This window comes from Streptomyces sp. NRRL S-244 (assembly GCF_000717915.1).
In the GTDB taxonomy this organism is placed as follows: domain Bacteria; phylum Actinomycetota; class Actinomycetes; order Streptomycetales; family Streptomycetaceae; genus Streptomyces.
Genome location: NZ_JOCX01000002.1, coordinates 156,214 through 182,242 on the forward strand (window position 1 = coordinate 156,214; position 26,029 = coordinate 182,242).

Below are 26,029 nucleotides of genomic sequence, written 5' to 3' on the forward strand. Positions count from 1 at the left end.
CGGTCCGCGCGCACTCCCGTTCGCTTCCCTCCCCTCCCATCGTCGGCCCGCCCGCCGGGACGTGCAGCCCGGCCCGGGGCCGGGGCCCGGATTCCCCCAGGGCCCCTGACCGGGATCACGCAGACCCGCTGCGGGGCGCGGCTCACAGCAGCGACATCTGGAGCCCGCCCGTCGCGTCCAGGTGCTGGCCCGTCACCCAGCGGGCGTCGGCCGAGGCCAGGAACGCCACCACGTCGGCGACCTCCTCCGCCGTGCCCACCCGCCCGAAGACGGACCGGGAGGACGCGTGCGCCCGCGCCGCGGGGTCCGCCAGCCAGCCGGCGTTGAGCTCGGTGTCCGTGATGCCGGGGCCCACCGAGTTCACCGTGATCCCGCGCGGGGCCAGTTCGGCGGCGAGTGACCGGGTCAGCGCGTTGACCGCGCCCTTGGCCGTGATCGTGGCCAGGATCGCCGGCAGGGCGATCTCCGGGGTGCCGGTCACGTTCACGATCCGGCCCCCGTCCCGGAGCCGCGCCAGCCCGTGCTTGATCACGAAGAACGGCGCCTTCGCGTTGAGCGCGTGGACCCGGTCGTACGTCTCCTCGTCGGTGTCCGCGAGGCCGGCGAAAGTGGCGGCGCCCGCGTTGTTCACCAGGATGTCGACCGCGTCGGTGTGCAGGGGGTGCGCCGCGTACGCGGCCCACAGTGCCTGTGCGTCGCCCGGAACCCCGAGTTCGGCCCCGATCGCGAACGCCCGGCCGCCCTCCGCCTCGATGGCCGCGACCGTCTCCCGGGCCGCCGCCGCGTTCCGTCCGTAGTGGACGGCGACCAGCGCCCCGTCCCGGGCGAGCCGCTGCGCCACCGCCCGCCCGATCCCCCGGCTGCCGCCCGTGACCAGTGCCGTCTTCCCCTTGAGCACGCCCATGACGCGCCCCCCTTCAGGATTCGCTAGTGATCGCTACAGAAAGGGACCGTACCAGATTCCATAACGGCCGCTATAGAATCTGCGCATGGTGACCGGACAGCGCGGCAGGCCGCGCTCCTTCGACCGCGACGCCGCCCTCGACAAGGCCATGCTGGCCTTCTGGGAGCGCGGCTACGAAGCGACCTCGATCTCCGACCTGACCGCCTCGCTCGGCATCGGCGCGCCCAGCCTTTACGCCGCCTTCGGCGACAAGCGCAAGCTCTTCGACGAGGTCGTGGCGGTCTACGGCGGCCGGTACACCGACTTCGCGCGGGCGGCCCTGGCCGAGGAGCCCACCGCCCGGGAGGGCCTGCGCCGCGTCCTGCGCGAGGCCGCCGAGATCTACACCGACCCGGCCCACCCGCCGGGCTGCCTGGTGATCAGCGCGGCGGTCAACACCACCTCGCAGGAGACGGCCCAGGCCCTGCGCGAGCGCCGCGCGGCCAGCCTGGAGCTGTTCGAACGCAGGATCCGGGCCGACGTGGCCACCGGCGCACTTCCCGCCGGTACGGACGCGCAGGCGCTGGCCCGCTACGCGCTGGCGGTGCTCATCGGGATGTCCCAGCAGTCGCGCGACGGCGCGAGCCGGGAAGAACTGGAAGCCGTGGCGGAACTGGCGATGGGGGCCTGGCCGCAGTAAGGCGGGGGAGAGGGGGCGGGGCCCCTGGAATTGCGCCGCGCGATGCGCATTCCTCTGGGCCACGGTGCCGGGTCGGGACCCTCAGCCCGTCCGGCACCGCAGCCCGGAGTACTTACGGCCGGCGGGTGTGCGGTTCCCGGCGGCCGGTGGGAGGTGCCAGCGCGGTCAGGGCAGAGCGCGCGGCTTACCTCGATCCGTCCTCCTGTGCGGGGAGGGCGGAAGCATAAGGCAATTGTGGACTAGACCAATCTGTTCTGTCCATCCAATGGCGGGCTCTATGATCCCGTCACTTCATCCAACAGTACGCGGCCCAAGTGCCTCCTGGATACTCCTGAGTAGTCGCCGTGGGGAAAGTCATGGCCCATACCCGGGGTACGCTCGGCCCGTGCCCTCCATGAACGACCTCGTACGCCAGCACACCGCTCTCAGTGAAACCGACCTGGAGTGGCTCCACCTGCTGGTCTCGGAGTGGCAGCTGCTCTCCGACCTCTCTTTCGCCGACCTCGTGCTGTGGGTCCCCACCCTCGACGGCACCCGGTACGTCTCGGTCGCACAGATGCGCCCCAACACCGGCCCCACCTCGTACCAGGACGACATGGTCGGCCACCTCGTCCCGCGCGGCCGGCGCCCGCTGCTCGACGCCGCGCTCGACGAGGGCCGGATCGTGCGCGAGGGAGACCCGGAGTGGCGCGAGGAGGTGCCCGTCCGCGTCGAGTCCATCCCGGTGCGCCGCGAGGGCCGGGTACTCGGAGTGATCGCCCGGAACACCAACCTGCTCACTGTGCGTACACCGAGCCGGCTGGAGCTCACCTACCTCCAGTCCGCCTCCGACCTGGCCCAGATGATCGCGGCCGGCTCCTTCCCGTTCCCCGGCCAGCAGGTCGACATGGACGCCTCCCCGCGCGCCGGGGACGGCCTGATGCGGCTCGACGCCGACGGCGTGGTCACGTACGCCTCCCCGAACGCGCTGTCCGCGTACCACCGGCTCGGCCTCGCCGCCGACCTCGTCGGCCAGCACCTGGGCACCACCACCGCCGAACTCGCCCCCACCCGCGGCCCCGTGGACGAGGCGATCGTCAAGCTCGCCAGCGGCTGGGCCCCGCGCGAGACCGAGGTCGAGGGCAACGGCGGGGTCATCCAGCTGCGCGCCATCCCGCTCAAGCCCAAGGGCGTCCGGATCGGCTCCCTGGTCCTGTGCCGGGACGTGACGGAACTGCGCCGTCGCGAACGCGAATTGATCACCAAGGACGCGACCATCCGGGAGATCCACCACCGGGTGAAGAACAACCTCCAGACCGTGGCCGCCCTCCTGCGGTTGCAGGCCCGCCGGATGGATTCCGAGGGCGGCCGCGAGGCGCTCAACGAGGCCGTGCGCCGGGTCGGTTCGATCGCGATCGTGCACGAGACGCTCTCTCAGAACCTGGACGAGCGCGTCGAGTTCGACGAGATCGCCGACCGCGTGATCGCGATGGTCGCGGAGATCTCGCCGGGCAAGGTGGAGTGCCGGCGCACCGGCCGGTTCGGGATCCTGGACGCGGAGGTCGCCACTCCGCTGTCGATGGTGCTGACCGAGATCCTCCAGAACGCCCTGGAGCACGCCTTCACCCAGGGGGAGGGCGGCCGGGTCGAGGTGTCCGCGACCCGCACCGGCTCCGGCCGCGCCGACGGCCGGCTGCTGATCACCGTGCTCGACGACGGCTCGGGTCTGCCCGAGGGCTTCGACCCGCAGCGCGCCGGGAACCTCGGACTCCAGATCGTCCGGACCCTGGTCGAGGGCGAGCTCGGCGGCACGTTCGACATGCTCCGGGCCGAACCGCGCGGCACCAAGGTCGTCCTCGACATCCCGGCCAGCCCGCAGAAGTAACGATCGTTCCGTCACTCAACGTGACGGACCTTGCGAGGCGCACCCCGGACAGCACTGAGCCCCGGACCGAAAACTTCTCGGTCCGGGGCTCAAGAGCACGTTGCTGAGCGCTGGTGTGGTGTTGCTACGCGCTGCGGCTCGAGGCTCGAAAGTCGATGTCAGGCGGTGGCGTTGCGCGCCCGATTGCGAGCGGCGCGGCGCTTCATCGCGCGGCGCTCGTCCTCGCTGAGACCGCCCCAGACGCCGGAGTCCTGACCGGACTCGAGCGCCCACTGCAGGCACTGCTCCATCACGGGGCAGCGGCGGCAGACGGCCTTGGCTTCCTCGATCTGCAGCAGCGCAGGACCGGTGTTGCCGATGGGGAAGAAGAGTTCCGGGTCTTCCTCGCGGCAAACGGCGTTGTGACGCCAGTCCATGGCTGCTCCATCTCCTTGTATTGCGGGCAGGTTGCTTGTGAATGTGAACGCTTTCACGAATCCCCCCGTGAGGGAAGGGCGACCGCCCAGTTTCCTGGAAGGTCAGTCAGGGACTCGTGGAGGGGTTCTGGCGGTCTGTGTGGGTGCCGGGTTCTGCGGGCTGTCCCGATCGCCATGAAGAGATTCGCAAACCTCGGACGGGGATACAACCCCTTCCGGAAAGTTTTTTTTGATTCGTCGGTGTCTACTAGGTCACAGCCCTACATCGTGAGGGTGGACCGGCGTGTAAACGTTCGAGTGAAAGGACTTTGGGCCCTTCCACTCACACAATCACACGCAGTGCACGGCGTACGCCTGTGAACCGAACGCTGGTGCGCAGACCGAGGTGGTCTCCGTCCATCTGGAACGGAAGCGGAACCTTCGAATGCAAGGTGAAGTCCGTCAGATCGTGCAGAGACACCGCATGCTTGCCGCGCGGACCGCGCTCAGGAGTCGAGGTCAGGAGCTGTGTCGCGTAGCGGGCGACGGTCGGAGTTGACAAACGGTTGAGTGCCAATACGTCAAGCGCAGTATCGAACGACGCGTCCGGGGACGCGTAAATCGGACGATTCCCCAGATACGTCCACGGCGAGGTGTTGCAGACTATCGACAGCACCAGATCCGTCACGGGATCCGCGCCGGGACGCTCCAGCGTCACCGCGCCGTGGCGCCGGTTCGGCTCGTCCCAGAACTGGCGCATCAGCTGTCGTACATACAGAGCGTGCGTCGAACGCTTGCCGCGCTCCCGCTGCTGCTCGACCCGGCCCACCACCCCCGCGTCGAAACCGAAGCCCGCGCAGAACGTGAACCAGCGCGCCGGAACCGACTCGTCCTCCGTGCCCGGCGCGCCGGCCGCCAGCCCCAGGCCCACCGTCCGCTCGCGCTGCTCCCGCAGCGCGTCGAGCAGGGCGCCGGTCGCCTCGACCGCGTCGTTGGGCAGCCCGAGCGCGCGGGCGAACACGTTCGTCGAGCCGCCGGGGACCACGGCCAGCCGCGGCAGCCGCTCCGGATCGGGCCCGTTGTGCAGCAGTCCGTTGACCACCTCGTTGACCGTGCCGTCGCCGCCGAGCGCCACGACGAGGTCGATGCCGTGCTCGGCCGCCCTGCGGCCCAGGTCCCGGGCGTGCCCGCGGTACTCGGTGGTCACCGCCTCCAGCTTCATCTCGCTGGCCAGGGCGTGGGTGAGGACATCGCGCGTGCGCGCACTGGTGGTCGTTGCTGCTGGATTGGCCACGAGAAGTGCACGCATGACCGCCAGCCTACCGACCCGTACGGATGCCGCCCATACTGCCCGTCCCGTACGGGGCCCAGGGGACGCGGCTACCCTGCTGGGGTGAGTACGAAGCCCACCCCCGCCCCGGCCCAGCCGACCGCCCCGCTGCCGAGACGGCTCACCGCCGCCGCCGCGCTGACCGCCCTGGAGGGCCTGGCGCTGGCCGGCCTCGGCGCGTACATGCTGTTCGTGGGCATCGCCGGCGACCCCGACTCCCCGCAGCAGGCCGAAACCGGCGGGGTCACCCTGCTGGTGCTCGCCGCGCTGCCGCTGATCGCGGCCCGCGGACTGCGGCTGGGCCGCCGCTGGAGCCGCGGGCCCGCGCTGATCACCCAGCTGATGGCGCTGCCGGTGGCCTGGACCCTCTACTCCACGGGCGGCGCGATGATCGCCGCCGCCGTGGCGCTGGCCGTGGCCGCGGTGGCCGTCGTGGCCCTGCTGGTGAACCCGACGGCGACCGAGGCGCTGGGAATCGGGCCCGGCGAGCAGACCCGATAGCCCGTACCGTCCCTACTCCTCGACGAGGAGCTTCTCGCGCAGCTGGGCCAGGGTGCGGGCCAGCAGGCGCGAGACGTGCATCTGGGAGATGCCGACCTCCTGCGCGATCTGCGACTGGGTCATGTTGCCGAAGAACCGCAGCAGCAGGATCCGCTTCTCCCGCGGAGGCAGTCCCTCCAGGAGCGGCTTGAGCGACTCGCGGTACTCGACGCCCTCCAGCGCCTCGTCCTCCGCGCCCAGGGTGTCCGCCACCGCCGGCGACTCGTCGTCGGTGTCCGGGACGTCCAGCGAGAGCGTGCTGTAGGCATTGGCCGATTCCAGCCCCTCCAGCACCTCCTCCTCGGAGATCCCGAGCCGTTCCGCGAGCTCGTGGACGGTGGGGGAGCGGCCGTGCTGCTGGGACAGCTCCGCCGTGGCCGTGGTCAGCGAGAGCCGCAGCTCCTGCAGGCGCCGCGGCACGCGCACGGCCCAGCCCTTGTCGCGGAAGTGCCGCTTGATCTCGCCGACCACGGTGGGCGTCGCGTACGTGGAGAATTCGACCCCGCGGTCCGGGTCGAACCGGTCCACGGACTTGATCAGGCCGATGGTGGCGACCTGGGTCAGGTCGTCCAGCGGCTCACCCCGGTTGCGGAACCGCCGGGCGAGGTGCTCGACCAGCGGCAGGTGCATCCGCACGAGCCGGTTGCGCAGCTCCGCCTTCTCCACCGAGCCGTCGGGCAGCGCCCGCAGCTCGATGAACAGGGCCCGCGCGCCACTGCGGTCGCGCGGATCGGGCAGCACGGGAGGCACGGGCAGCACCGGCGGCCCCGCCTCCGGCTCCGGCTGCGCCCCTACCGGTTCTACCGGTTCCGGTTCGGTGTCCGGGGCCGTGGCAGCGGCCCCGGGTGGCTGTGAGACGTGTGGTTCTTCGTGCTGGTTCTCGCTCATAGGGCCCGCCCGTCGCTCCGCCGAGTCCAAAAAGCCGTCTTCCGCATCCGCGTCAGCCGGGTGCGGCCGGGCGTGCTGCTGCTCCGGGATGCCGCCGTCGACCTCGTGCCGTACCCGGGGCCGATCCCCGCCCCGCACCGGGATCTCCCCGCCGCTCACGCCGGGCCTGGACCCGCGCCGCGCTGTTTGTAGAGGCTGATGCTCACCGTCCGGTCCTCCTCGACCGTGGACTCGACCTTGCCGGCCAGCGCCGACAGGACGGTCCAGGCGAACGTGTCGCGCTCGGGCGCACGCCCGTCCGTGGTCGGTGCGGAGACCGTCACCTCCAGCGAGTCGTCGACCAACCGGAACACGCAGCTGAGGACGGAGCCCGGCACGGCCTGCTGAAGCAGGATCGCGCAGGCCTCGTCCACCGCGATGCGGAGGTCCTCGATCTCGTCGAGGGTGAAGTCCAAACGTGCAGCGAGGCCGGCCGTGGCCGTTCGCAGCACCGACAGGTAGGCACCCGCAGCGGGCAGCCGGACTTCCACGAAGTCCTGGGTCCCGGGCTCGCCTGCGATCTGGGACACCCTCACCTCCAAGGTGGTACGAGCTCTGTTCGCCGGTGACGCTATCGCGATCCGGGCGATCGTGTCGCGGCACCCCTCATGGGGCCTGCTTCAGGCACCCCCGCCTACGGCCAGTGACTGATGGTATGCCCTTGGGTACGCATAGTGGCTAGGGGTCTGCGGGCCCAAATCAGGGGAACCGGCGGAGGGTTGACCTACCCCTCCTCAGACGATCGAACCGTCGACATAACACCACCGCCAGGTCTCGCCCGGTTCGAAGCTCCGCATGACCGGATGGCCGGTGCTCTGGTGGTGCGCGGTGGCGTGCCGGTGCGGGGAGGAATCGCAGCATGCCACGTACCCGCACTCCAGGCACATCCGCAACTGCACCGGGTGGCTGCCGAGCACCAGACATTCGGAGCATGTCAGGGCACTCGGGACGGGCTCGGGGCGCGGCAGTTCGGCAACGTGGGTGCACTCGCTCATGATTGCCAGCGTACTGACGTGCGGGCGCCGCAGGACGACATGCCGATCAGCCACGACGAGCGAGGGTGGATCTTCGATGGAGGTATTGCCGCTGGTGGCGCTGGTGGCGGGCAGCGCGATCGTTGCCGGGGCCGCCCGTTGGACGCGGGTGCCCGCGCCGCTGCTGCTGGTCGCCGCCGGATTGATGGCCTCGTACATCCCGGGCGTGCCCCCGTACACCCTCGACCCGCACATCGTGCTGCCGCTGCTGCTCCCGCCGCTGCTGTACACGGCCGCGGTGGACAGCTCGTACCTGGACCTGCGGGCGAACATCCGGCCCGTGGCGATGCTGTCGGTCGGGTACGTGCTCTTCGCGACGGTCGCCGTCGGGTACGCGGCGTACCTGGTGGTGCCGGGGCTGACGCTGCCGGTGGCGCTGGTGCTGGGCGCGGTGATCGCGCCGCCCGACGCGGTGGCGGCGACGGCGATCGCCCGCAAGCTGGGGCTGCCGAACCGGATCACGACCATCCTGCAGGGCGAGTCCCTGGTGAACGACGCCACCGCGATCACCGCGTACAAGGTGGCACTGGCCGCGGTGGTCGGGGTGAGCGCCGGCTGGGCGGGCGGGATCGCGGAGTTCCTGCTGGCCTCGGTGGGCGGTGTCGGCGTGGGCCTGGTGCTGATGGTGCCGATCCACCACATGCGCAAGCGGCTGCGGGAGCCGCTGCTGCAGAACACCCTGTCGCTGCTGATCCCGTTCGTGGCGTACGCGGCGGCCGAGCGGGTGCACGCCTCGGGCGTGCTCGCGGTGGTCGTGGTGGCGCTCTACCTGGGGCACCGGAACTGGCAGGTCGACTTCGCGACCCGGCTCCAGGAGGAGGCGGTGTGGCGGATGGTCGCCTTCATCCTGGAGTCGGTGGTCTTCGCGCTGATCGGCCTCCAGCTGCCGGTGGTCCTGAAGGGGCTCGCGGAGTACGAGGGCTGGGACGCGGCCTGGTACGCGCTGGCGGTGTTCCTGGCGGTGGTGGTGGCCCGCTTCGTATGGGTGTTCCCGGCCACCTTCCTGCCGCGGCTGTCGGAGCGGATCCGGACCCGGGAGCCGGACACCAACTGGAAGTCGCCGGTGGTCGTGGGCTGGGCGGGGATGCGGGGGGTGGTCTCGCTGGCGATCGCGTTCTCGGTGCCCATCAGCGTGCCGCACCGGAACCTGATCCTCTTCCTGACCTTCACCACGGTGATCGGCACGCTGGTGGTCCAGGGGCTGACACTGCCGCCGCTGATCCGGCTGCTGCGGCTGCCGCAGCGCGACGCGCAGGCGGAGACCCTGGCGGAGGCCCAGGCCCAGAGCGAGGCCTCGCGCTCTGCGGAGGACCGGCTGGCGGAGCTGCTGGCGGAGCCGGAGAACGCGCTGCCGCCACCGCTGGCGGAGCGGCTGCGCACGGTGATGGAGAGGCGCCGCAACGCGGTCTGGGAGCGGCTGGGCGAGGTCAACCCGCTCACCGGCGAATCGGCGGACGACGTCTACCGCCGTCTGGCGGGGGAGATGATCGCGGCCGAACGCGAGGTCTTCGTGAACCTCCGCGACCACCGCCGCATCGACGACGAAATGCTCCGGAACCTGCTCCGCAGACTGGACCTGGAGGAAGCGGCGGCCTACCGCGAAGACGCGGCCTGAGGGCGGCCGAAACCCCCGCCCCGGCGCTACGGGCGGCCGGTGACGACGGCGGTCAGGGTCGTCCCCGGGGGGAACGCGCCCGACTCCGTGAGGGCGGCCAGGGCCCAGAGCAGCTTGGCCACGTAGATCCGCTCGACCGGGAACCCGTGCCGCTCCTCGAAATCGGCGGCGAAGGCGTCCAGCAGCGCGGGGACGCATGCGTAGCCGCCGTGGTGGAAGCCCTCCGCCAGGCTCCACTCCCCGGCCGGGCCGCCGAAGGCCGCCTCCTGGAGGGAACGTATCTCCGCCCCCAGGAACCCGCCCGCCAGCACGGGCACGCCCAGCGCCCGCTGCCCCGGGGCCAGCCCCGCCGCCAGCCCGGCCAGCGTGCCCCCCGTACCGCAGGCCACCGCGACCACGTCCGACACGCCCCGCAGCTCGCGCCCCAGCTCCGCACACCCCTCCAGCGCGAGCGCGTTGCTGCCGCCCTCGGGGACGACGTACGACGAGCCCGCCCCGGCCCCCGCCAGCAGCCGCGCCCGCACCTGCGGCTCCGCCTTGCGGCGGTACTCCGAGCGCGTGACGAAGTGCAGCCGCATCCCGTCCGCCGCGCACCGGGCCAGGGAGTCGTTGAGGGGCCGGCCGGCGAGCTCGTCACCGCGGACGATCCCGACGGTCTCCATGCCCAGCAGCCGCCCGGCCGCCGCGGTGGCCCGCAGATGGTTCGAGTACGCCCCGCCGAAGGTCACGACCCCGGGGAAGCCCCCTTCGACGGCGGCCCGCAGATTCGGCGCGAGCTTGCGCCACTTGTTCCCCGGCAACTCGGGATGCACGAGATCGTCCCGCTTCACCAGCAGCCGCACCCCGTACCGCCCGAACCGCTCGTCCCGCACCTCCGCCACCGGCGAGGCCGGCCGGGGCCGCAGGATGACGCCGGGGTCAGGGGAGTGGTTCACCCGCCCATTGTCCGTCCCGAGCCGTCGGACGGGAGGCGGAGGTGGACGTGCGGGACCGTCGCGCCCGGGAGGACGTAGCGCTCGGATTCCTCGAAGCCTCGGGCGCGGGCGAAGCGCAGGCCGTCCTCGTTGGAGGCCAGGACGATCGTCTCGATCGTGTCGGGGGCGGGCACGAGTGCGCGTGCCCCGGCGAGGCCGTGGGCGTAGAGCGCGGCGCCGAAGCCCTGCCCGCGGTGGGCGGGCAGGATCCGGGCGATCACGGTGGCCACCGACGGGGCGTCGGCCGTGGGCCGGCGTACGGTCATGCAGCCGACGAGCACGTCGCCGCGGTACGCGACGTCCAGGAGGTGGCGCCCGGCCCGCTCGCGCACCTCGTCGAGGGTGAGGGCGTCCGGGGGAACGATCACGTTGTGGACGTGGCGCCAGTCCTGGAGGGAGGCTTCGTCCGCCACCCGTTCGATTCGGAGATCATCGGTCATCGGGTCAGGGAAGCCCGTGGATCTTCCCGGAGTCAACCCTCCTATTTGAGGCGCTCTCCCACCCGGGCGCGGAACGCGTCCATCGTGAAGCCCTTCGGGTCGATCTTGCCGGGCTGCCATTCCAGGTGGCCGATCACCGAGCGCTCGGTCCAGCCGTGGATCCGGCACACGGCCGCCGCCGCGCGGGCCATGGCGTCGAGTTGGACCTCCGGCCAGGGGTCGTGGCCGTCGCCCAGGTTCTCGCACTCGAAGCCGTAGAAGTGCCGGTTGCCGTCGGTGTCCGCGTGGCGGTCCGGCGGGAGCCGCTTCTCCGCGATCACCGCTGCCAGGACGTCCGAGTCGCCCGCCCCGGCGTGGTTGGCGCGGCCGTAGCCGACCAGGTGGACCCTGCCGTCCTTGGTGATGACGCCGTGGCAGAGCGGGCCGGGCAGGTCCTCGTCGCCGTCGCGGCACAGCGCGACGGTGAATGCGGTGCCGTGCGTCACGGTGTGGTGGATCATCACCCCGTTCACCGGGCCCCACGGGCCCTTGTGGTTGCGGTTGTGGGTGCGCCAGGCACCCACCTCGACGACGGTCAGACCCTCGTTCCGCAGTGCGCCGATGAACCGGTCCGCGGACATGGGTGCGGACATGGCCGCCTCCTCTCCGGGTGCGCGGTGGTCACCTTGCGTGTCCACCTCGTTGCTCTCCGGTGTAGTGGAGGCCGCCCCTCCGTGCCAGTGCCTTCGTACAGCGAGCGAGCCGATCCGGACACTCGTCCCGACCGGCCCACCCGCCACGGGAGTTAGGCCGTGTCTACGCGGAGGCCAGCCACAGGTCCGGGCCGAACACCTCGTAGTGGATGTCCGAGGCGCGAACGCCCTTGGCGAGCAGCTGCGCGCGCACGGTCCGCATGAAGGGGAGCGGCCCGCACAGGTACGCCGTCGTGCCCGGGGCCACCGGTACGTCCGCCAGGTCGAGGCGGCCCTCGCCGTCGCCCGGCTCGGCGGCGGCCTCGTACCAGAAGCGGGCCGAGGCGTCGGCGAGCTTGTGCGTCAGGGCCCGGTGGTCGGCCCGCAGCGCGTGGTCGGCGGGGGAGCGGTCGGCGTGCAGGACGGTCACGGGGGCGGCGTGCCCGGTGTCGGCGAGGTGCTCCAGCATCGACAGCATCGGGGTGCAGCCGATCCCGGCCGAGGCGAGCAGGACCGGCGCGGCGGAGTCCCGCAGGACGAGGTCGCCGTACGGGGCCGAGACCCGCAGGGTGTCGCCGGTCGCGATCCGGGCGTGGAGGTGGTGGGAGACCTCGCCGTCGGGACCCGCGGCCGCCGCGCCGCGGACCCGCTTGACGGTGATCGAGCGGACCGGGGAGCCGGGCGCGCTGGAGAGGCTGTACTGACGTATCTGGCGCGCCCCGTCCGGCAGTTCGACCTGGACCGAGACGTACTGGCCCGGCTTGAAGGAGGGGGCCGGGGCGCCGTCCGCCGGGGCCAGGTGGAAGGTGGTGCAGTCGGCGGTCTCCTCGACGCGGGCGGCGACCGTCCAGGTGCGCCAGACGTCGCCGGCGAGGACCTGCTGTTCGGCGTAGAGCCGCTCCTCGATGGCGATCAGGGCGTTGGCCATCAGCCAGTAGACCTCGTCCCAGGCCTCGGCCACCTCGGGGGTGACGGCCTCGCCGAGGATCTCGGCGATCGCCTGGAAGAGGTGGTGGTGGACGACCGGGTACTGCTCGCGGGTGACGCCGAGGGAGGCGTGCTTGTGCGCGATCCGGTGCAGCATCACGTCGGGGCGGGTGTCCGGGTGGGCGACGAGGTGGGTGGCGAAGGCCGCGACGGAGCCGGCGAGGGCCTGCTTCTGGAGGCCGGCGTTCTGGTTGCCGCGGTTGAACAGGTCGCGGAGCAGCTCGGGGTGGGCCGCGAACAGCTTCGTGTAGAAGAGGTCCGCGATGTCGCCGATGGCCGCGCCGACGGCGGGCAGGGTGGCGCGTACGGTCTCGGTCGACTTCTCGGACAGCATGGGGGAGCTCCTCTTCGCGTCGGGTACGTCTGTGTCTGCGTCTGCGTCAACTAATAGGTATTTAGGATGCTTATTTTTGGGTGTGGGTACACCCGTTCGGACCGTTGATGTCAGGTGGCGGGAACCGGCCAACCGGCCAACCGACCAACCGGCTCCGGGGTTCAGGGTCCGGTCCGCCCCGGCGGGCCGCCCGCGATGCCCAGCAGGAGCGGGCCGGTCGGCGCCGCGACGAGGTCGTCCACCGTCAGCGGGTCCAGTGCGGCGAAGAACGCCTCCTGGGCCCGGTGCAGCGCGCCCCGCAGGACGCAGGCCCCGCGCAGTGGGCAGGGGGTGGTGCCGTCGCAGTCCACGACGTCCCCCGCGCCCTCCAGCTCGCGGACCACCCCGCCCACCGAGGCCGCCCGGCCGGCGGCGGTCAGCGTGAGGCCGCCGCCGCGGCCGCGCCGAGCCTCGACCAGGCCGAGGTGCTGCAGCCGGGCGACCACTTTCGCCGTGTGCGTGTACGGGACCTCCATGGTCGCCGCCACGTCGCGCGTGGTCGGGAGGTCCGCGTCCGCGACGGCGAGGCGCATCAGGACGCGCAGCGCCAGGTCGGTGAATCGGGTCAGCCGCATGACCCCACCTTAGAAAACTCGCATCTGTCATGCAAATTAAAGTGGCCCTTGACCCGACCCGAAATCCGGGGTGGCTGGAACCAGTGGGGTGAAACGGGTCTCGTGTGAAGGAGGTGAACTCCAAAGAGTGCCCACGCCCGGACGGAGTAGTCCCACCCTTTTGTGTAATGGTCCCACCACGTTCCGTACTGGAAGGCTGCATCCCGCAGATCCATGGAGTGATCGAAAGGGATACACATGTCGGTCCAGGCAGGTTCCGAATCCGAGGTCCAGGCACCGCAGAGGAGCCTTGCGACCTCGGCCGCGCGGAACTTGGCAACCACGACCAAGTCCGCGCCGCAGATGCAGGAGATCACCTCCCGGTGGCTCCTGAAGACGCTCCCGTGGGTGTCCGTGCAGGGCGGCACGTACCGGGTGAACCGGCGGCTGAGCTACTCGGTCGGCGACGGACGCGTGGAGTTCATCAAGACCGGGACCCAGGTCCAGGTCATCCCGGCCGAGCTCGGCGAACTCCCGCTGCTGCGCACCTACGAGGACCTGGACGTGCTCACCGAGCTCGCCCAGCGGTGCCGGCAGATCGACTTCGAGGCCGGGCAGGAGCTGACCTCCTTCGGCAGCGCCTCCGACAACGTGTTCCTGCTGGCGCACGGCCGCATCGAGCAGATCGGCCCCGGCCCGTACGGGGACGACGCCGTCCTGCGGACCGTCGCCGACGGCGCCTACTTCGGCGAGGACTCCCTCGTCGACGAGGAGGCGATCTGGGAGTACACCGCCCGCGCCGTCACCTCCGGCACCGCGCTCGTCCTCTCCCGCCAGGACTTTCGGCTGCTCGCCGACCGGGTCGACTCGCTGCGCGCGCACGTGGAGGCCCAGCGCTCCCTGCCCGCCCAGCGCGCCAACCAGTACGGCGAGGCCGCGATCGACCTCTCCGCCGGCCACCACGGCGAGGCCGTCCTCCCCGGCACCTTCGTGGACTACGAGGCCAAGCCGCGCGAGTACGAGCTCTCCATTGCACAAACGGTCCTGCGGGTGCACACGCGCGTCGCCGACCTCTACAACCAGCCGATGAACCAGACCGAGCAGCAGTTGCGGCTCACGGTCGAGGCGCTGCGCGAGCGCCAGGAGCACGAGATGCTCAACAACCCGGAGTTCGGCCTGCTCCACAACGCCGACTACGACCAGCGCATCCAGCCGCACGACGGCGGTCCCGGCCCCGACGACCTGGACCAGCTGCTCAGCATGCGGCGCGGCTCCGACATGTTCCTCGCCCACCCCAAGGCCATCGCCGCCTTCGGCCGCGAGTGCAACAAGCGCGGCCTGGTCCCGGAGACGATCGACGTCGGCGGCCACCGGATGACGACCTGGCGGGGCGTGCCGATCTTCCCGTGCAACAAGATCCCGATCAGCGACGCGCGGACGACGTCCATCCTCTGCATGCGCACCGGCGAGGACGAGTCCGGTGTCATCGGCCTCCACCAGCCCGGCATCCCGGACGAGATCGAGCCGAGCATGTCGGTGCGCTTCATGGGCATCAGCGAGCAGGCGATCATCTCGTACCTGGTCACCGCGTACTTCTCCGCCGCGGTGCTGGTGCCGGACGCGCTCGGCATCCTGGAGAACGTCGAGATCGCCCGCTGGCGCTGAGCGGCCGGCCGAGCGGGACCACCGGGGATCGGGGATCGGGGACACGCCATGGGCACCACTGAGGCGATCACGACCGGCGAGGGGCACGAGGCCGCGGCCCTGCTGGAGCGGACAAGAGAAACGGTCAACCCGGAACTGCGCCGCACGGTCGAGAGCCTGCCCGGCTCGATGCGGCGCGTGGCGATGTACCACTTCGGCTGGGAGCAGGCGGACGGCGCCCCGGCCGCGGGCAACGCGGGCAAGGCCATCCGGCCCGCCCTCGTGCTCGCCGCGGCCCGGGCCCTTGGGGGCGGCCTGGACGAGAAGGAGGCCGAGGGCGCCGTACGGGCGGCGGTGGCCGTGGAGCTGGCGCACAACTTCACGCTGCTGCACGACGACGTCATCGACAAGGACACGAAGCGCCGGGGCAGGCCCACCGCCTGGACCGTGTTCGGGATACCGGACGCGATCATCACCGGCGACGCCGTGATGGCGCTCGCGCTGCGGCTGCTGGCGGAGGATCCGCACCCCGCCTCGGCGGCGGCCTCGGCGCGGCTCGCGACCTGCGTCATCGAGCTGTGCGCCGGCCAGCAGGCGGACTGCGCGTTCGAGCAGCGCCCGTACGTCTCGCTCGACGAGTGCCTGACCATGGCGACGGCCAAGACGGGGGCCCTGCTGGGCTGTGCCTGCGCGCTCGGCGCGCTCTACGCGGGTGCCGGGCCGGACGAGGTCGACGCGATGGACGCGTTCGGACGGGAGGCCGGGCTGGCCTTCCAGCTGATCGACGACCTGATCGGCATCTGGGGGGACCCGGTGCACACCGGCAAGCCCGCCGGGGCCGATCTGATCGCCCGCAAGAAGTCCCTCCCGGTCGTGGCCGCCCTCACCTCGGGGACCACGGCCGGCGAGGAGCTGGCGGCCCTGTACGCGGGGCCCATGACCACGGACGACGTACGCAGGGCCGCGGAGGCGGTGGACCGGGCCGGCGGGCGCGACTGGGCCCAGGCCCATGCCGCGGACCGGATGGGCCGGGCGGTGCAGCTGCTGTCCCGGGCGGTGCCGGACCTCGGGGCGGCGGGCGGGCTGCTGGCGCTGGCGGAGTTCGTGACGCGGCGTACGCGGTGAGCCCGTAGCGGGCGCTGGACGGTCGTACGCACGGCGCGTACGCAAGCCCCGTTCCGGCACCGCATGGTGCCGGAACGGGGCTTTCCGCCGTTCCGGGCCAACTCTAGGATCGCTCGCGGGCGTTGAAACGTGAGCGAAGGGTGTGACCAGTGGCACTGGAGATACGTCAGGCGGATCAGTCGGACCGGGACGCGGTGGCCCGCCTCCTCGACGAGGCCTTCCGCACCGACCCGGTGAGCAGCTGGGTCTTCCCGGACCCGGCGCACCGGGCCGCGGTGCACGGCAGGTTCCTGGGCGTCTTCGTGGACGTGGCGCTGGCGGAGGGCCGGATCGACTACGCGGTGGACGGATCGGCGGCCGCCCTGTGGCTGCGGATCCCGGCGGGGGATCCTGAGGGGGAAGCCGCCGAGGACGACGTGCCGGCGAGGATGCGGGCGGCCGCCGACCCCGACAACGAGCGGTGCGAGCTGGTCGGCCGGCTGACGGGCGAGGTCCACCCGACCGCCGAGGAGCACGAGTACCTGCTGATGATCGCGGTCGCCCCGGGCCGCCAGGGCGAGGGGCTCGGGACCGAGCTGATGCGGCCGGTGCTGGAGCGCTGCGACCGCGAGGGCGTGCCGGCGTACCTGGAGGCGAGCAGCGAGCGCAGCAAGGGGCTGTACGAGCGGCTCGGGTGGCAGTTCACGGGCGAGGCGGTGCGGCTGCCCGAGGGGCCGCTGATGTGGCCGATGTGGCGCGAGCCGCAGGGCGCGGCGTAATCGCTCTCGCGACGTCGAGCGCTGAAGCCGCCGAACGCACGGAACCGGCCTACCGTGGAGGTATGGCCGGTGAACAGCACGAACAGCAGGATCGGCGCCACCCGGGGGCGCATGCGCATCCGCATCCGCATCCGCACGACACGATCGCCCCGCAGGCCGGGCACGAGCAGCACACGTGCCCGGTCTGCGGGCGCCCCGTCGACACGATCGTACGGAGGCGCAAGGCGCTCGGGATCTTCATCCCGGAGTGGGTGCCGGGTCCCTGCAAGAACCCGGACTGCCCGGAGTACGCGGCCGAGGTGGGGAAGCTCCCCGAGCTCTAGCTAGCTCTTCGTGCCCAGGCCCGATGCAGCCAGCCCGTTGACCCACAGCTGGTTCACGCGCGAGCGCTCCGCGGAGTTCGGGTAGGGGTTCTGGCAGGAGGTGCCCGGGCCGCCGCCCGACATCAGCTCGGAGCAGGGGCCCGAGTAGTGGTCCGGCAGGCCCAGCACGTGTCCGGTCTCGTGCGCGGTCACCCGGGTGGAGTTGTACTGCTGGTTCTGCCGGTAGTCGAGGAAGATGTAGCCCCGGCCGTGGCCGTCCGTGCTCGCGTACGAACCGCGCGAGTCGTTGCCCTCGTAGTACGAGAAGTTCCCGCCGGAGGAGACCTCCTGGAGCTTCACGTTCGAGACCGAGCTGTTCCATATCTGGGTGGAGCTGGCTATCTGGCTGCGGAAGCTGGGCGCGTTGCGCGTGTTGTACGTGACGGTCACCGCGAGGACGCCCGGGTTCGCGGCGCGCTGCTCGGCGACCGAGCGCTGCACGGCCTCGAAGAAGGCGCGGTTCGCGTCCTGGTTCTCCTGCGAGCGCTCGTACGCCGAGAAGGTCGCGGCGTTGCCGACGGGAGCGGGGGCGGCGCTGGCGGTGGGGACGGCGCCGAGGGCGGCCGCGAAGCCGAGGCCGACGGTGGCGGCCAGCACGGCCTTTCGGGACGTACGGGAGTGGCGCATGTGGGGGGCTCCTACTCATCCGGTGCGGGGGGTGGGTCGTTCGGTACCGGAGTCTGCGGGAGCGGGAGCGGCCGGCGGATGATGTCAGACACCGATAGTGCGGCCCTATCGGGAAGATTTCGGAAGGTCAACTTCCGTGAGAATGGCGGGATTCGATGGGGTATCAGTGGCTGGTGCGGTCCGCTGGGACCGGCCTACTCTCGGGTCATGGAGCTCGAGGTGAGGCACCTGCGCGCACTGTGCGCCATTGCCGACGCCGGCAGTCTGCACAAAGCCGCGCGGCAGCTCGGCGTGAGCCAGCCCTCCCTGACGACCCAGTTGCGGCGCATCGAACGCGCCCTGGACGGCGAGCTGTTCCTGCGTGAGCGCACCGGCTGCCGGCCCACCCCGTTCGGCCGCTCCGTCCTCGGCCGGGCCCGTCCGCTGCTGGCCGAGATGGCCGCGCTCGTCGCCGAGGCGAGGGCGCTGGCGCGCGGGCCGCGGCTGAACATCGGCTCCACCGCCAGCCGCGCGATACCCGGCTGGCTGCGCCGGATCCACCGCCGGATGCCGGACACCGAGACCTCGCTGGTGGTGGACGTCTCCGCCAACGCCCTGCTGCGGATGGTGGCTTCGGGGCAGCTGGACGTGGCGTTCGTCCACGAGGTGGAGGGCTGCCCGCTGCGGGTGCCGGCCGGGCTGGAGCTGCGGATCCTGATGGAGCGCGAGCCGCAGTTCGTGTCGATGTCCCGGGACCATCCGGCGGCGCGCCGGCCGGTCGTCGAGTTACAGGACCTGGCGGCCGACCGGTGGACGGTCGACCCCTCCGTGGACGGCGAATGGGACGGCCTGCGCCGGGTGTTCGCCGGGGCCGGGCTGGACCCGCCGGTGCTGCACGCCGACTACCACACCGCGACCTCGCTGATCGTCTCCGGCGAGGCGGTGGCCCCCTGCCAGCCGACGTCGGGGCCGCGCGACGACATGGCGATCCGCCCGCTGTCCGGCGACCCCCTGGCGGTCCGGCTGCTGCTGGCCACCCGCCCGGGCGCCCACGCCGAGGTCTTCGAGGACCTCCGCGCCGCCTACCGCGAAGCCGCCCTGCGCGCGGCCCCCTACCGCGCCTGGCTCCACCACCACGAAAGCCCCCTCCTGGCGGCGTAGCCGCGATACAACGCGACACCCGGCCCCGCCGCCCGTCCGGGGCCCGGGGGCGCTGACGGCTGCCCTCCTGCGGTGCGGCGCGGCCCGGCGCGGTCCGGTGCACTCCGGAGCGGGAGCGGGCAGGGGCCGAGGCTTGACTTCGGGCAGCCGCGATATATCGTGTTCTTCAGAAGACGCGATATGTTGCGTGCCGTGTCCGTACGCCGAGGAGGATCAGCACCATGGCAGAGCAGAAGACGTGGTCGGTCGCCGAACCGCAGAAGCTCACCTTCGAGGAGCCGGTGACCGAGCTCCGCGTCCGTGTCGTGGGCGGCACGGTGAACGTCGTCGCCGACGAGGGTCCGGCCCGCCTGGAGGTGGCCGCGGTCGACGGGCCGCCGCTGTACGTCGTGCAGGAGGGCGGCACCCTGACCGTCTCCTACGAGGACCTCCCCTGGAACGGTTCCCAGGGCTTCAAGGAGTGGCTGGAGGGCAAGCCCTGGAAGTCCTGGACCCGCACGGGTCTCGGCCGCAAGTCCTGGGAGCGCAGCGCCACCGTCACCCTCACCGTCCCCGCCGCCACCCGCGTGCAGCTCGCGGCCGTCGGCGCCGCCGCGGTCGTCTCCGGCATCGCCGCCGCCACCGATGTCCACGGGGTCTCCGGCGACGTCACGCTCGTCGGCCTGTCCGGCAAGGTCAGCGCGAACACCGTCTCCGGCGGCGTCGAGGCCCAGTCCGTCACCGGCGAGCTCGGCTTCCACTCCGTCTCCGGCGGCCTGACCGTCGTCGACGGCGCGGGCGGCAGCGTACGGGCCGACTCGGTCAGCGGCGACATGCTCATCGACCTCGCCCTCGACCCGGCCGCGCCGCGTCCCGTGGACATCTCCCTGAACTCCGTCTCCGGGCAGGTCGCCATCCGCCTCCCGCACCCCGCCGACGCGCGGGTGGAGGCCAACACGGCCACCGGCGGCGTCTCCAACGCCTTCGAGGACCTGCTCGTCTCCGGCCACTTCGCCGCCAAGCGCATCGCCGGCACGCTCGGCGCCGGTACCGGCACCCTGAGGGCCACCACCGTCTCGGGCTCCATCGCCCTGCTGCGCCGCCCGGCCGCCGAGGCTCCGTCCGACGAAGGCCCCGCCGCCCCCCTCGTGCTCGACAAGAAGGTGCTCTGACATGCCGCCCGTCTTCGCCCACGGCCGACTCCGCCTCTACCTGCTCAAGCTGCTGGACGAGGCCCCGCGGCACGGCTACGAGGTGATCCGCCTGCTGGAGGAGCGCTTCCAGGGCCTGTACGCGCCCTCCGCGGGCACGGTGTATCCCCGGCTGGCCAAGCTGGAGGCCGAGGGTCTGGTCACGTACGCCACCGAAGGCGGGCGCAAGGTGTACTCCATCACGGATGCGGGCCGCGCCGAACTGGCCGACCGCGGCGGTGAGCTCGCCGACCTGGAGCTGGAGATCCGCGACTCGGTCTCCGAGCTGGCCGCCGAGATCCGCGACGACGTACGGGGCGCTGCGGGCGCGCTGCGGCGCGAGATGCGGGCCGCGGCCTCCGCGTCGGCCGCCCCGGTCGAGGACGCGTCCTGGGCGGCGGCCAAGGAGGAGCTGCGCAAGGCCAAACAGGAGTGGAAGGAGCAGGCGCGCCGGGCGAAGGACGAGAGCCGCCGGGCCCGCGAGGAGGCCCAGCAGGCCCGCCGCCAGGCCAAGGAGGCGCAGGAGCGGGCGCGCGAGGAGGTCATGCGGATCGCGGTCCAGTTCCAGGAGCAGTTCGCGAAGTCCGGCGGGGTGCTGGGCAATCTGGCCGGCAGCTGGCTCGGCGGCACCGGCAAGGACGCCACCACGACCACCGATGCCGCCTCCGCCGCTGCCAGTACGGCCGCCGGTCCGCGATGGGCCGAGGACCTCGCCTCCACCGGCGATCCGGCCCGTGACCTGGACCGGCTGCTCGACCGCTTCCGCGACGACGTCCGCGACGCGGCCCGCGACCACGGCGTCACCCCGGCCAAGCTGGCCGAGGCCCGGGCCCACCTCGCGGCGGCCGCGGACCGTCTCGCGGAGACGCTCCGGCCGAAGCGGTAAGCCCGCGGCGGCCCGCCCGTCGCGACAGGTCGCGAGCCGGGCCGCGCGTCACGCCGCGCGTCAGGTCCGTGAGTCAGGCCGCCCGCAAGCCCGCCTCGGCCGTCGTGTAGGTGACGCCGTGGTCCGTCAGGACCTCGGCGGCCGTGCCGGGGCGCGAGAGCAGGGCCAGCAGCAGGTGCAGGGTGGCGATGTGGCGGTCGTGGCGGCCCAGCGCGATGCGCAGGGACTGCTCCAGGGTCTTCTTCGCGCCCTGGGCGAGGGGGACGTGCCGGCTCTGCGGCTCCTGGCGGCCCAGCGCCGAGCGGAGCGAGGAGCCCAGGGTCCGCCGCCGCGGAGCGGCGGAGGCCAGTGCGCCCTCGCCGTGGGCCTCCTCGACCCGGGAGAGGATCGCGGTGAGGTCGATGCCGAGGCCCGCGAGGGCCTCCTCGTCCGCCCGGGACATGCCGCCCCGGCGGCGGGCCGCGGCGAGGTCCGCCGCCATCGCGGCGCGGTCGACGCCCAGCGGGTCCAGCGCGCCCCGGTCCAGCAGGGCCAGGAGCAGGTGCTCCTCGGTGACGGTGGCGGCCCCCGCCCGCCGGGCCTCGGCCACGGCGCCCACGACGGTGTCCCTGGCGTCCTGCGTGAAGCGTTCGAACATCAGACCCTCCCGTGTTTTTTGTGCACGGCCTGCCGGCTGACGCCCAGCTCGGCCGCGATCTCCTGCCAGGACCACCCCTGCGCGCGGGCGCTGCGTACCTGTACGGCCTCCAGCTGCTCCAGCAGCCTGCGGAGGGCGGCCACGGCACGCAGGCCCACCCGCGGATCGCGGTCACCGGCCCGCTCGGCGAGATCGGTCGCTTCTGTCATGCCTGTCAATGTAGGTTGACAGGCAGGAGGGTGTCAACCGTCATTGACAATCCGGCGGCTACACCGTCAGGACGATCTTTCCGAACAGGTCGCCCGCCTCCAGCTTCTCGAAGCCCTCCCGCGCCCGGTCCAGCGGCAGAACCTCGTCGATCACCGGCCGCACCCCGGTCGCCGCGCAGAACGCCAGCAGGTCCTCCAGCTCGTCCTTCGACCCCATCGTCGAGCCGACCACCTTGAGCTCCAGGAAGAAGATCCGCGTCAGCTCGGCGTGCGCCGGCCGGTCCCCGCTGGTGGCGCCCGAGATGACCAGGGTGCCGCCGGGTCGCAGCGACTTGACCGAGTGCGACCAGGTGGCCGCGCCGACCGTCTCGATCACCGCGTCCACCCGCTGCGGCAGCCGCGCGCCCGGCTCGTACGCCTCCACCGCGCCCAGCTCCACCGCCCGCTTGCGCTTGGCCTCGTCCCGGCTGGTGGCGAAGACGCGCAGGCCCGCCGCCTTGCCGAGGACGATCGCGGCGGTCGCGACCCCGCCGCCCGCGCCCTGCACCAGTACCGAGTCGCCGGGGCGCACGCCCGCGTTGGTGAACAGCATCCGGTACGCGGTCAGCCATGCCGTCGGCAGGCACGCGGCCTCCTCGAACGACAGCTCGGCGGGCTTGCGCAGGACGTTCCAGGCCGGAACGGTCACCTGCTCGGCGAAGGTGCCCTGGTAGCGCTCGGTGAGGATCGAGCGCGGCTCGTCGGGGCCGACCCCGTGGCCGCTCTGGCCGATCACGGAGTGCAGGACGACCTCGTTGCCGTCCTGGTCGGTGCCGGCGGCGTCGCAGCCGAGGATCATCGGGAGTTTGTCCTCGCCGAGACCGACCCCGCGCAGCGACCACAGGTCGTGGTGGTTGAGGGAGGCGGCCTTGACGTTCACGGTCACCCAGCCGGGGCGGGCCTCGGGGGCCGGGCGCTCGCCCAGCACGAGGCCGCTCAGCGGCTGGTCACGGTCGATTCGGGCGGCGTAGGCAGCGAACATGCCGCGACGCTACCGCTCGGTAGCGCCTCGGGCCAGACCTGTCGGGGTCGTGCCGGTGAGGCCTTCGTCGCACGGCCCCCCGTACGGATCGGTGGCCGTCGGAGGGAACCGGGCGGGGGTGTTCCTGCGTCCGTATGGGGCCGTCCGGGAGCTGAACGGAATCTTTGGTTGCGCACTCAACTAAGCGTGCCACGTGCGGTCTTGTGTGACCTGAAAGGGGAAGCGGAACGTAAGGATCAAGCCTGGGGTGGCGGTAATATTCACGCCATGCCGCCCGGCTCGTCATGAGCCTGCCACCTTGTGGCCGCATTCTCATTGATGGAGCGTCAGCTTCGTTGAGGCGCTGAGGCGGAGCATCCCCTCCCGGTTCGGGGGCGGGGAGGGTGTGCCCAACAAAAAGAGGGGCCCGGCCGGATGTACATCCGGCCGGGCCCCTCTTGCGTACCGCTGCCCGGTCAGGCCAGGCGGGCCACGCCGTCGGCCTTGGCCGCCGCCGCGACCGCGGCCGCGACGGCCTCGGCGACGCGCGCGTCGAACGGCGAGGGGATCACGTAGTCGGCGGCGAGCTCGTCACCCACGACACCGGCGATGGCGTCGGCGGCGGCGATCTTCATGCCCTCGGTGATCCGGCTGGCGCGGACCTTCAGGGCGCCCGCGAAGATGCCCGGGAACGCCAGCACGTTGTTGATCTGGTTCGGGAAGTCCGAACGGCCCGTGGCCACGACCGCCGCGTACTTGTGCGCGACGTCCGGGTGGACCTCCGGGTTCGGGTTGGCCATGGCGAAGACGAACGCGTCCTTCGCCATCGAGGCCACCGCCGCCTCCGGCACGGTGCCGCCCGAGACGCCGATGAACACGTCCGCGCCGTTCAGGGCCGCTTCCAGGGAGCCGGTCTGGCCGGTCTTGTTCGTCAGGCCCGCGATCTCCGCCTTGACGTCCGTCAGGTCGGAGCGGTCGGCGGAGACGACGCCCTTGCGGTCGGTGACGCACACGTCGCCGATGCCCGCGTCCACGAGGATCTTGGCGATGGCGATGCCCGCCGCGCCCGCACCCGAGATCACGGCGCGCAGGTCGCCGAGCGTGCGCCCGGTCAGCTTCGCGGCGTTGCGCAGGGCGGCCAGGGTCACGATCGCCGTGCCGTGCTGGTCGTCGTGGAAGATCGGGATGTCCAGGGCTTCCTGGAGCCGGCGCTCGATCTCGAAGCAGCGGGGGGCGGAGATGTCCTCCAGGTTCACCCCGCCGAAGGACGGAGCCAGACGGATGACCGTCTCGACGATCTCGTCCGCGTCCTTGGTCGCGAGCGCGATCGGCACCGCGTCCACACCGCCGAACTGCTTGAACAGGATGGCCTTGCCCTCCATCACGGGGAGGGAGGCCTCGGGACCGATGTCACCGAGTCCGAGCACGGCCGTACCGTCGGTGACGACGGCGACCACGTTCGACTTCCAGGTGTACTCGTTCACCAGCTCGGGCTGCTCCGCGATGGCGCTGCAGACCTTCGCCACACCGGGCGTGTACGCGAGGGACAGGTCGTCCTTGTTCTGGACCGGCACCGTGGCCTGGATGGCCATCTTGCCGCCCCGGTGCAGCGCGAACACCGCGTCCGGGTTGTTGTCCGTCGCGCTGTCGCTGCGAGGATTGACGATCTCCGCTGCCACTTTCTTGGCCCCTTAAGTCTTTGAATCGTTGAGGGTGACCACACCTGGTTAAGGGGTGGGCGGGCACCGCGTCCGTACTCCGCATCGACGGTTGGCCCGTCTCCGCGAAGGGGAGGTTCGTACGCGCGGGCGCGCCGCACGCGCGCCCTGAGCCCCGGATGAGGGGTGTAAGGATCCGTTGTACCCGAAGAACGCTTGCTCAGACGAGTCGATTCCTGCTCGACTGTAGACCGCTTGTCCCGTTTTCGGCGAAAGGTCCAAACGACTCCGTCCAATGGGCGAGACGGACCGCAAATAGTCCGTCAAAAGGGCCAGGTCACAGCGGTTCCTGCGGCCTCGAACCCCCGAATCCGCAGTCCTGTTGGGTACCCCCACCCACCCGTTATCCGATTTTGACCTGACGAACTGCCTGAATGCGTCAGTCCGAATGGCAAGATGCCGTAATCACACGAGGTCGCGACACTCGAAGGTGCGTGCCCGACCGTTCTCGGATGCTCCACCAGCCAGCCGGAGGAACCAGCTCATGACCGCAAGCACCACCCGTCGTACGACCGCCGCCCGGTCCCGGATCGCCGCGGTCGGCGCGATCGCGGTCGCCGGAGCCCTGATCCTCACCGGCTGTGGCGACCAGACGGACAAGGGCGCCTCGTCGACCCCCACCGGTGGTACGGCGAAGGACAGCTCCGCCCCGCTCTTCTCGGCCCTGCCGAAGAAGATCCAGGACGCCGGTGTCATCAAGATCGGTACGGACTCCGCGTACGCCCCGATGGAATTCGTCGAGGGCGGCAAGATCGTCGGTGTCGACCCCGACATCGCCGAGGCGCTCGGCAAGCAGCTCGGCGTGAAGATGCAGTTCACCGCGGGCACCTTCGACGGCCTGATCACCTCGATCTACACCGGCCGCGAAGACGCGATCATGTCGTCGATCACCGACAACAAGCAGCGCCAGGAGGGCCTCGACGACAAGGGCCAGAAGATCGGCAAGGGGATCGACTTCGTCGACTACTTCTCCTCCGGCCTCTCGCTCCTCGTCAAGAAGGGCAACCCCGAGGGCATCAAGTCCCTGGACGACCTCTGCGGCAAGACGGTCGCCGTCCAGCGCGGCACCACCTACGAGGACGAGTTCAAGAAGCAGGCCGAGAAGTGCGGTGACAAGAAGCTCACCATCCAGGCCTTCGACACCGACGCCGAGGCGCAGACCCGCGTCAAGGCCGGCGGCGCCGTCGCCGACCTGAACGACTACCCGGTCGCCGCCTACACGGTGAAGACCTCCGGTGGCGGCAACGACTTCGAGATCGCCGGCCAGCAGAGCGGCGTCGGCCTCTTCGGCATCGGCGTGAGCAAGGAGAACACCCAGCTCCGCGACGCCCTCAAGCAGGCCCTCGACGCCGCGATCAAGGACGGCTCCTACGCCAAGGCGCTGGAGAAGTGGAACGTGCAGGACAGCGCCGTCAAGTCCGCGACGGTCAACGCAGGTCAGTAAGTCCCGCGCTCCACGCTCCACTG

28 protein-coding genes are annotated in these 26,029 nt (G+C 71.6%); 12 read left to right on the forward strand and 16 right to left on the reverse strand.

Annotation, left to right across the window (positions count from 1 at the left end; all coding sequences use genetic code 11):
• Positions 1-142: 142 nt before the first annotated feature.
• Positions 143-904, reverse strand: a complete 762-nt coding sequence (locus IF02_RS0102985) for an SDR family oxidoreductase (protein ID WP_030153588.1) — start codon at positions 902-904, stop codon at positions 143-145.
• 85 nt (positions 905-989) lie between these two features.
• Here IF02_RS0102985 and IF02_RS0102990 point away from each other — a divergent pair, with 85 nt between their 5' ends.
• Positions 990-1,583 (forward strand): TetR/AcrR family transcriptional regulator, encoded by a 594-nt coding sequence (locus tag IF02_RS0102990; RefSeq protein ID WP_030153589.1) that lies wholly within the window; start codon positions 990-992, stop codon positions 1,581-1,583.
• 394 nt (positions 1,584-1,977) lie between these two features.
• A complete protein-coding gene (locus tag IF02_RS0102995; protein ID WP_030153591.1) occupies positions 1,978-3,447 on the forward strand; it encodes a sensor histidine kinase in 1,470 nt (489 codons plus the stop codon).
• A gap of 158 nt (positions 3,448-3,605) precedes the next feature.
• Here IF02_RS0102995 and IF02_RS0103000 read toward each other — a convergent pair whose 3' ends face one another.
• On the reverse strand, positions 3,606-3,863 hold the full coding sequence (locus IF02_RS0103000) for a WhiB family transcriptional regulator (protein ID WP_004937597.1): 258 nt from the start codon (positions 3,861-3,863) through the stop codon (positions 3,606-3,608).
• 322 nt (positions 3,864-4,185) lie between these two features.
• On the reverse strand, positions 4,186-5,151 hold the full coding sequence (locus IF02_RS0103005) for a diacylglycerol/lipid kinase family protein (RefSeq protein WP_030153595.1): 966 nt from the start codon (positions 5,149-5,151) through the stop codon (positions 4,186-4,188).
• An 84-nt stretch (positions 5,152-5,235) separates the two neighbouring features.
• On the opposite strand from IF02_RS0103005, the gene IF02_RS0103010 reads away from it, so the two are divergent.
• Positions 5,236-5,673: a hypothetical protein gene (locus IF02_RS0103010; protein ID WP_030153597.1), complete on the forward strand. Its 438-nt coding sequence runs from the start codon at positions 5,236-5,238 to the stop codon at positions 5,671-5,673.
• A gap of 12 nt (positions 5,674-5,685) precedes the next feature.
• On the opposite strand, the gene IF02_RS0103015 is transcribed toward IF02_RS0103010, so the two are convergent.
• The 3 genes from IF02_RS0103015 to IF02_RS0103025 form a co-directional block, all read right to left on the reverse strand.
• Complete coding sequence (locus IF02_RS0103015) at positions 5,686-6,759, reverse strand: RNA polymerase sigma factor SigF (protein ID WP_030153598.1); 1,074 nt, start codon at positions 6,757-6,759, stop codon at positions 5,686-5,688.
• Entirely contained in the window at positions 6,756-7,169 is a 414-nt protein-coding gene (locus IF02_RS0103020; protein ID WP_030153599.1) for an anti-sigma regulatory factor, read from the reverse strand. Before IF02_RS0103020 ends, IF02_RS0103015 begins: the two co-directional genes overlap by 4 nt.
• 204 nt (positions 7,170-7,373) lie before the next feature.
• Positions 7,374-7,634 carry a UBP-type zinc finger domain-containing protein gene (locus tag IF02_RS0103025; protein ID WP_030153600.1) on the reverse strand — a complete coding sequence of 87 codons (261 nt, stop codon included), beginning with the start codon at positions 7,632-7,634 and terminating at the stop codon, positions 7,374-7,376.
• A gap of 76 nt (positions 7,635-7,710) precedes the next feature.
• Here IF02_RS0103025 and IF02_RS0103030 point away from each other — a divergent pair, with 76 nt between their 5' ends.
• Positions 7,711-9,288 (forward strand): Na+/H+ antiporter, encoded by a 1,578-nt coding sequence (locus IF02_RS0103030; RefSeq protein WP_030153601.1) that lies wholly within the window; start codon positions 7,711-7,713, stop codon positions 9,286-9,288.
• A gap of 26 nt (positions 9,289-9,314) precedes the next feature.
• Here the strand turns inward: IF02_RS0103030 and IF02_RS0103035 are convergent, their stop codons facing one another.
• The 5 genes from IF02_RS0103035 to IF02_RS0103055 all read right to left on the reverse strand — a co-directional run bounded on the left by IF02_RS0103035 (position 9,315) and on the right by IF02_RS0103055 (position 13,308).
• Positions 9,315-10,223, reverse strand: a complete 909-nt coding sequence (locus IF02_RS0103035; RefSeq protein ID WP_030153602.1) for a 1-aminocyclopropane-1-carboxylate deaminase/D-cysteine desulfhydrase — start codon at positions 10,221-10,223, stop codon at positions 9,315-9,317.
• Complete coding sequence (locus IF02_RS0103040) at positions 10,220-10,702, reverse strand: GNAT family N-acetyltransferase (protein WP_030153603.1); 483 nt, start codon at positions 10,700-10,702, stop codon at positions 10,220-10,222. Before IF02_RS0103040 ends, IF02_RS0103035 begins: the two co-directional genes overlap by 4 nt.
• Positions 10,703-10,743: 41 nt before the next feature.
• Positions 10,744-11,334, reverse strand: a complete 591-nt coding sequence (locus IF02_RS0103045) for an N-acetylmuramoyl-L-alanine amidase (protein ID WP_030153604.1) — start codon at positions 11,332-11,334, stop codon at positions 10,744-10,746.
• A gap of 163 nt (positions 11,335-11,497) precedes the next feature.
• Positions 11,498-12,694 carry a globin domain-containing protein gene (locus tag IF02_RS0103050; protein ID WP_030153605.1) on the reverse strand — a complete coding sequence of 399 codons (1,197 nt, stop codon included), beginning with the start codon at positions 12,692-12,694 and terminating at the stop codon, positions 11,498-11,500.
• Between the two features lie 161 nt (positions 12,695-12,855).
• A complete protein-coding gene (locus IF02_RS0103055) occupies positions 12,856-13,308 on the reverse strand; it encodes an RrF2 family transcriptional regulator (RefSeq protein ID WP_030153607.1) in 453 nt (150 codons plus the stop codon).
• Positions 13,309-13,545: 237 nt separating this feature from the next.
• On the opposite strand from IF02_RS0103055, the gene IF02_RS0103060 reads away from it, so the two are divergent.
• The 4 genes from IF02_RS0103060 to IF02_RS32105 all read left to right on the forward strand — a co-directional run bounded on the left by IF02_RS0103060 (position 13,546) and on the right by IF02_RS32105 (position 17,137).
• Positions 13,546-14,952 carry a family 2B encapsulin nanocompartment shell protein gene (locus IF02_RS0103060; RefSeq protein ID WP_030153609.1) on the forward strand — a complete coding sequence of 469 codons (1,407 nt, stop codon included), beginning with the start codon at positions 13,546-13,548 and terminating at the stop codon, positions 14,950-14,952.
• 48 nt (positions 14,953-15,000) lie between these two features.
• The gene (locus IF02_RS0103065; protein ID WP_030153610.1) at positions 15,001-16,056 is read left to right on the forward strand and encodes a family 2 encapsulin nanocompartment cargo protein polyprenyl transferase; all 1,056 of its coding nucleotides are present in this window, start codon (positions 15,001-15,003) and stop codon (positions 16,054-16,056) included.
• Between the two features lie 149 nt (positions 16,057-16,205).
• Entirely contained in the window at positions 16,206-16,814 is a 609-nt protein-coding gene (locus IF02_RS0103070; RefSeq protein WP_030153611.1) for a GNAT family N-acetyltransferase, read from the forward strand.
• A 62-nt stretch (positions 16,815-16,876) separates the two neighbouring features.
• Positions 16,877-17,137, forward strand: coding sequence for a hypothetical protein (locus IF02_RS32105; protein ID WP_234318069.1), 261 nt, complete (start codon positions 16,877-16,879; stop codon positions 17,135-17,137).
• Here the strand turns inward: IF02_RS32105 and snpA are convergent, their stop codons facing one another.
• On the reverse strand, positions 17,138-17,803 hold the full coding sequence (gene snpA / locus IF02_RS0103080; protein WP_030153612.1) for a snapalysin: 666 nt from the start codon (positions 17,801-17,803) through the stop codon (positions 17,138-17,140).
• Positions 17,804-18,010: 207 nt separating this feature from the next.
• Here snpA and IF02_RS0103085 point away from each other — a divergent pair, with 207 nt between their 5' ends.
• The 3 genes from IF02_RS0103085 to IF02_RS0103095 all read left to right on the forward strand — a co-directional run bounded on the left by IF02_RS0103085 (position 18,011) and on the right by IF02_RS0103095 (position 20,998).
• On the forward strand, positions 18,011-18,943 hold the full coding sequence (locus IF02_RS0103085; RefSeq protein WP_030153614.1) for a LysR family transcriptional regulator: 933 nt from the start codon (positions 18,011-18,013) through the stop codon (positions 18,941-18,943).
• Between the two features lie 221 nt (positions 18,944-19,164).
• The gene (locus IF02_RS0103090) at positions 19,165-20,094 is read left to right on the forward strand and encodes a DUF4097 family beta strand repeat-containing protein (protein ID WP_030153615.1); all 930 of its coding nucleotides are present in this window, start codon (positions 19,165-19,167) and stop codon (positions 20,092-20,094) included.
• Between the two features lies 1 nt (position 20,095).
• Positions 20,096-20,998 carry a PadR family transcriptional regulator gene (locus IF02_RS0103095; protein WP_030153616.1) on the forward strand — a complete coding sequence of 301 codons (903 nt, stop codon included), beginning with the start codon at positions 20,096-20,098 and terminating at the stop codon, positions 20,996-20,998.
• Between the two features lie 73 nt (positions 20,999-21,071).
• On the opposite strand, the gene IF02_RS0103100 is transcribed toward IF02_RS0103095, so the two are convergent.
• The 4 genes from IF02_RS0103100 to IF02_RS0103115 all read right to left on the reverse strand — a co-directional run bounded on the left by IF02_RS0103100 (position 21,072) and on the right by IF02_RS0103115 (position 24,523).
• Positions 21,072-21,635 (reverse strand): Clp protease N-terminal domain-containing protein, encoded by a 564-nt coding sequence (locus IF02_RS0103100; RefSeq protein ID WP_030153617.1) that lies wholly within the window; start codon positions 21,633-21,635, stop codon positions 21,072-21,074.
• Positions 21,635-21,844, reverse strand: a complete 210-nt coding sequence (locus IF02_RS0103105; protein ID WP_008741547.1) for a helix-turn-helix domain-containing protein — start codon at positions 21,842-21,844, stop codon at positions 21,635-21,637. The genes IF02_RS0103100 and IF02_RS0103105 overlap by 1 nt, the downstream gene beginning before the upstream one ends.
• Positions 21,845-21,902: 58 nt before the next feature.
• Positions 21,903-22,865, reverse strand: coding sequence for a zinc-binding dehydrogenase (locus tag IF02_RS0103110; RefSeq protein ID WP_030153619.1), 963 nt, complete (start codon positions 22,863-22,865; stop codon positions 21,903-21,905).
• Positions 22,866-23,320: 455 nt separating this feature from the next.
• Positions 23,321-24,523 (reverse strand): NAD(P)-dependent malic enzyme, encoded by a 1,203-nt coding sequence (locus IF02_RS0103115; protein ID WP_030153620.1) that lies wholly within the window; start codon positions 24,521-24,523, stop codon positions 23,321-23,323.
• 523 nt (positions 24,524-25,046) lie between these two features.
• Here IF02_RS0103115 and IF02_RS0103120 point away from each other — a divergent pair.
• The gene (locus tag IF02_RS0103120) at positions 25,047-26,006 is read left to right on the forward strand and encodes an ABC transporter substrate-binding protein (protein ID WP_030153621.1); all 960 of its coding nucleotides are present in this window, start codon (positions 25,047-25,049) and stop codon (positions 26,004-26,006) included.
• Positions 26,007-26,029 lie beyond the last annotated feature (23 nt).

What these genes read in the sequence shown, in the direction of transcription:
- IF02_RS0102985 (WP_030153588.1), bottom strand. Translation starts at nt 904, where the DNA reads ATGGGCGTGCTCAAGGGGAAGACGGCACTGGTCACGGGCGGCAGCCGG.
- IF02_RS0102990 (WP_030153589.1), top strand. Translation starts at nt 990, where the DNA reads ATGGTGACCGGACAGCGCGGCAGGCCGCGCTCCTTCGACCGCGACGCC.
- IF02_RS0102995 (WP_030153591.1), top strand. Translation starts at nt 1,978, where the DNA reads ATGAACGACCTCGTACGCCAGCACACCGCTCTCAGTGAAACCGACCTG.
- IF02_RS0103000 (WP_004937597.1), bottom strand. Translation starts at nt 3,863, where the DNA reads ATGGACTGGCGTCACAACGCCGTTTGCCGCGAGGAAGACCCGGAACTC.
- IF02_RS0103005 (WP_030153595.1), bottom strand. Translation starts at nt 5,151, where the DNA reads ATGCGTGCACTTCTCGTGGCCAATCCAGCAGCAACGACCACCAGTGCG.
- IF02_RS0103025 (WP_030153600.1), bottom strand. Translation starts at nt 7,634, where the DNA reads ATGAGCGAGTGCACCCACGTTGCCGAACTGCCGCGCCCCGAGCCCGTC.
- IF02_RS0103030 (WP_030153601.1), top strand. Translation starts at nt 7,711, where the DNA reads ATGGAGGTATTGCCGCTGGTGGCGCTGGTGGCGGGCAGCGCGATCGTT.
- IF02_RS0103040 (WP_030153603.1), bottom strand. Translation starts at nt 10,702, where the DNA reads ATGACCGATGATCTCCGAATCGAACGGGTGGCGGACGAAGCCTCCCTC.
- IF02_RS0103045 (WP_030153604.1), bottom strand. Translation starts at nt 11,334, where the DNA reads ATGTCCGCACCCATGTCCGCGGACCGGTTCATCGGCGCACTGCGGAAC.
- IF02_RS0103050 (WP_030153605.1), bottom strand. Translation starts at nt 12,694, where the DNA reads ATGCTGTCCGAGAAGTCGACCGAGACCGTACGCGCCACCCTGCCCGCC.
- IF02_RS0103055 (WP_030153607.1), bottom strand. Translation starts at nt 13,308, where the DNA reads ATGCGGCTGACCCGATTCACCGACCTGGCGCTGCGCGTCCTGATGCGC.
- IF02_RS0103060 (WP_030153609.1), top strand. Translation starts at nt 13,546, where the DNA reads ATGTCGGTCCAGGCAGGTTCCGAATCCGAGGTCCAGGCACCGCAGAGG.
- IF02_RS0103065 (WP_030153610.1), top strand. Translation starts at nt 15,001, where the DNA reads ATGGGCACCACTGAGGCGATCACGACCGGCGAGGGGCACGAGGCCGCG.
- IF02_RS32105 (WP_234318069.1), top strand. Translation starts at nt 16,877, where the DNA reads ATGGCCGGTGAACAGCACGAACAGCAGGATCGGCGCCACCCGGGGGCG.
- snpA (WP_030153612.1), bottom strand. Translation starts at nt 17,803, where the DNA reads ATGCGCCACTCCCGTACGTCCCGAAAGGCCGTGCTGGCCGCCACCGTC.
- IF02_RS0103085 (WP_030153614.1), top strand. Translation starts at nt 18,011, where the DNA reads ATGGAGCTCGAGGTGAGGCACCTGCGCGCACTGTGCGCCATTGCCGAC.
- IF02_RS0103090 (WP_030153615.1), top strand. Translation starts at nt 19,165, where the DNA reads ATGGCAGAGCAGAAGACGTGGTCGGTCGCCGAACCGCAGAAGCTCACC.
- IF02_RS0103095 (WP_030153616.1), top strand. Translation starts at nt 20,096, where the DNA reads ATGCCGCCCGTCTTCGCCCACGGCCGACTCCGCCTCTACCTGCTCAAG.
- IF02_RS0103100 (WP_030153617.1), bottom strand. Translation starts at nt 21,635, where the DNA reads ATGTTCGAACGCTTCACGCAGGACGCCAGGGACACCGTCGTGGGCGCC.
- IF02_RS0103105 (WP_008741547.1), bottom strand. Translation starts at nt 21,844, where the DNA reads ATGACAGAAGCGACCGATCTCGCCGAGCGGGCCGGTGACCGCGATCCG.
- IF02_RS0103110 (WP_030153619.1), bottom strand. Translation starts at nt 22,865, where the DNA reads ATGTTCGCTGCCTACGCCGCCCGAATCGACCGTGACCAGCCGCTGAGC.
- IF02_RS0103120 (WP_030153621.1), top strand. Translation starts at nt 25,047, where the DNA reads ATGACCGCAAGCACCACCCGTCGTACGACCGCCGCCCGGTCCCGGATC.